Annotated in this window: 3 protein-coding genes; 1 reads left to right on the forward strand and 2 read right to left on the reverse strand. The window is 68.8% G+C overall.

Translation table 11 applies throughout. From position 1 onward, the window contains the following. Window positions 1-195 (reverse strand): hypothetical protein (locus tag VFA16_RS00960; RefSeq protein ID WP_324966018.1); only part of this gene is annotated, 195 nt, incomplete at its 3' end. Window positions 196-865: 670 nt separating this feature from the next. Beyond that, a complete protein-coding gene (locus VFA16_RS00965; protein ID WP_324966019.1) occupies window positions 866-1,072 on the reverse strand; it encodes a hypothetical protein in 207 nt (68 codons plus the stop codon). A 255-nt stretch (window positions 1,073-1,327) separates the two neighbouring features. On the opposite strand from VFA16_RS00965, the gene VFA16_RS00970 reads away from it, so the two are divergent. Then, window positions 1,328-3,950: ATP-binding protein (locus tag VFA16_RS00970; RefSeq protein ID WP_324966020.1), on the forward strand; the 2,623-nt coding region annotated here is incomplete at its 3' end.

Consider the following 3,950-nt stretch of genomic DNA (forward strand, 5'->3'; position numbering starts at 1 on the left):
CGTAGCGTCAACTAACTCCTTGACGGTGGCAGTCCCGACAATCGAGGCGAGGTGGCCGCCGTGCTCGTACACCCGAGCGCGCCCTTGGCACTCAGCGAAGTGGTCGTAGCACCGCCGGGTGTCTAGTCGCAACTGCTTGACGGTCTGGCGTGGTGCGGCCCGCCAGGAAGGCATGAACGGCGAAGTGGTCGTCATCGGGGGATCGCGACCTGGTCGGTTCTTCCGGCCCAGCTGGCCTGCTCGTAGTTCACAATCGAAAAAGCGGAGACCTGGTGCTGCGCCATGAAGTCGCGTGCTCCGCGCCAGGTGAACAGACCACGTCTGCCCGGGGCAGACCGGGGGCTGTTCGCGGCGTTGACGCCGCTGCCGTCCAAGGCCTGCCAACTACATCGGCTCGTCAGTCCAGAGACGTTGTTGCGGTGGAACCGAGCCTGGTGAAACGACGGTGGATCCGGCCGCGAGGCCACAGCCCGAGCCGCTCGACAGCACCGCAGCTCCGTAGGCTGGTGCTGCGGTTGGCGTCGGAACTCGACCTGGGAGTGCCGCCGATGCTCCACCGAAGCTCCGTGTCGCGACTGCCTTTGACGAACTCGCTCAGGCAGTCTGAGCCCCCAGACAGCAAGCCACTCAGGGCGACTGCATCAGACAACGCAACAAAGCCAAATGAGTTTCGTAGATAGGGTCCGCACTTAGGATAATGTTACGCTGAAATGAATGGCGAGGTTCACGAGTTGCCAATTCGCCCGGCGCGCACGGCAAGTCGCCGCAGCCGGGAGACGGGGCCGGCTGCGGCCGCAGGGTTTCGACGACCTACCCGGACGATATGCCGCGAGGACGTGGCAGGGGAGGTGGAGGGACGAATGCCCTAGTTGTATCCCATGCCTTCGGGCGTTGGGGAGTTGTATCCCATGCCGTTGGTGCACGTGGTGGCAACGACCGCCGTCGCGGCGCACTCGCCGCTGGTGGCGGCACCGGCCGCCGGCGCAGCCGCCGCGGAAACGCCGAGGATACCCACTGCGATGATGTTCAGCGCCACCGCGGAGCCGGTGGCGACCGCTCGGTGAACCCGCATAATTCCTCCCCTTGGTCAATCGCGGAGACTGACTTTTCGAGCCATGCGAACAGTCGCAGATTCGCTATAACCGGCGAGCAATTGTCGGTGAATGATCAGCCAACGTGAAGCGACGGTTTGCACCGCGAATAGGACCGCTGAACAATCACCGAATTGGATATTTATCGGAGGCAAAGACAAGGTGATCGTATGACGAAATCGACGACGTAAATACACCTCTTGTTAATCTGACGTTTTCCTCCTATTATTGTTTTTGTGTGGCGTCCGGGGGGTGGTGTTGATCTCCTGATCGGTCGGGACGGCGAGTTGTCCCGGCTAGTCAGCTGGGTGCGCGACGTGGCCGCCGGTCGCGGTCGCGCCGTGCTGGTGGAGGGCGAGCCGGGCATCGGCAAGTCCACGATGGTTCGGGCCGGATGCGCCTTCGCCGCCGATTCGGGCTGCCAGGTGTACTGGGGAGCCGGTGATGAGCTCGGGCAAGCCCTGCCGTTGCTGCCCCTGCTGGATGGCTTACAGATCAACACCTCCGCGCAGGATTCCCGGCGCCGCGCCGTCGCCGAGTTGCTGCGCGGCGAGGCCGCCGTCGGCAAGGGCGCCGACCTGGCCGCCACGGCCGCTGAGCAACTGCTTGCCCTGGTGGAACAGCTCTGCCAGGTCCGGCCGACCGTGCTAGTGCTCGACGACCTGCAGTGGGCCGACCGGGCAACGGTGGCGGTGTGGAGCCGGCTCGCCCGGTCGGTCCGGCAACTCCCGCTCCTCCTGATCGGCGTGTTGCGCCCGGTGCCGCGCCGCGATGATCTGCGGGCGCTGCGCCGGATCGTCGGGCCGGCCGAGCGCCTCCGGTTGGGCCGGCTTGCGGAACCGGCGGTGCTCGAGCTGGTGGCCACGCTGGCCGGCGGCAAGCCGGGTGAGAACTTGCTGCGGCTGGCCGACGGGGCGGCCGGAAACCCGTTGTACCTCACCGAGTTGGTCGACGCGCTGGCCAGAAGCTCGTGCCTGGTCGTCGACGACGCGGGAATCGCGGAGCTGACCGGCGGGCCTACGCCGGACTCGCTGCCGGCGGCGATCGCGGACCGGCTGGGCTTCCTACCGGAGTGGGTGCGAACCCTGCTGCGGGCGGCGGCGTTGCTGGGGGTCGACTTCTCGGTCGCGGACCTGACGATCGTGGTGGGTTCCGGGCTGGCCGAGCTGCTGCCCGCCCTCGACGAGGCGCGGGCCGCCGGGGTGCTGGTGGAGGCCGGTGACAACCTGGCATTCCGGCATCCGTTGATTCGGACGGCCTTGTACGACGAGATGCCGGCGGCGGTGCGGGTCGCCTGGCATCGGGCCGCCGCGCGAGCGTTGGCCGAGGCCGGCGCGCCGGTCGATCGGGTGGCCAGGCAGCTGCTCCCCACGATGTCCACAAACGACAGTCGGGAGCCGGTGCCTAGCTGGGTGATGCGCTGGCTCCTCGACGCGGCCCCGCCGCTGATCGGTCAGGCGCCCGCGGTCGCGGTCGAGATCCTGCGCCGCGCGGTGCGGGACGCGCCGGCCGGCGACGCGGTGATCGGCGTGCTGTCGTGCCGGTTGGCCGATGCGCTCTACCGAGCGGGCGACATCGCCGAGGCCGAGCGGGTGGCCTGCCGCGCGCTGCAGCGCGTCAGCGACCCCGATCTGCTCGTCGACCTGCACATGACGTTGACCCAATGCCGCGGGATGACCGGCCGCTGCGCCGAATCCCTCGCCGCGCTGAACCGGGCCATGACCCAGCCGGGCCTTCAAGCCCGGCACCGGGCCCGGCTGCTGGTGCTCACCGCGCGAACGCACCGGGATCTCGGCCAGGTCGACACCGCCGGCCGGGTCGCCACCGCGGCACTGGCTGAGGCAAGCCAGATCAAAGATCGCTGGGCGATCGGGTGGGCGCTGCACGTGCTGAGCCTGGTCGCGATGATGCGGGGCAAGTGGATCGAGGCGCTGCCGGTGTTCGAGCGCGCAATGGCCGTGGCGCAGGGCGATCCCACGTTGATTGATCTCAGTCTGCTGCTGCAGATCAACCAGGCGGTCACCCTTGGCGATCTCGATCGCTACCCGGAGGCACTTGCCGCCGCCGAGCGGGCGCGCCAACTGGCCGACCGCACCGGCAGTATGGTGCGGCTGATTCAGGCCCAGAGCGCCCTCGGGCAGCTGCTGCTGGACACTGGCCGGTGGGACGACGCACTGGCCGAAGTGGACGTTGTCCCGGACGATCTCAAGGATCCGAGCGTGGTGTGTTGCGACCACGGGGTCGCCGCGATCATCCACTTCCACCGTGGTGAGGCCGCCGCGGCACGCCAGCATCTGGACTTCGCGGCGCCGTATTCGGAACGAATCGGCGATCGGGTGGTGGGTCCACTGGTGCATGCCCGCAGCGTCGCCTTCGAGCAGGCCGGTGCGCCGGATCGGGCGCTTGCCGCGCTGACCGCCCGGCTGACCAGCGAGGACGAGGTCGAGGACCTGCTCGGCGACGCCGCCCGGCTGGCCGTGGCGATCGGCGACGCGGGGACCGCGGCCGAGATCGAGTCACGGGTCCGCGCCACCGCCGCCGAGTCCGCTGTGCCCCATCGCAGCGCGATGGCTTTGTACTGCCGCGGTCTGGTTGAGCGGGACGCGGCGACGCTGTTGCGCGCCGCCGACGGCTACCGCGACGTGGACCGTCCGCTGCCCAGGGCCAAGGCACTGGAGGCCGCCGCGATCGCGTTCGCCGAAGCCGAAGATCGCGGCTCGGCGCGGGCCGCCTTCACCTGCGCGCTTGACCTCTACACCGGTCTCGGCGCGCAGTGGGATGTAGCGAGGCTGCGCGCCCGGTTTCGTGAGTTCGGCATTCGGCGCGGTCCGCGGGTGAAGCATCGGCGCGCTACGCACG

Origin of the sequence: Mycobacterium sp. (genome assembly GCF_035653355.1) — a bacterium.
Taxonomy (GTDB): domain Bacteria; phylum Actinomycetota; class Actinomycetes; order Mycobacteriales; family Mycobacteriaceae; genus Mycobacterium.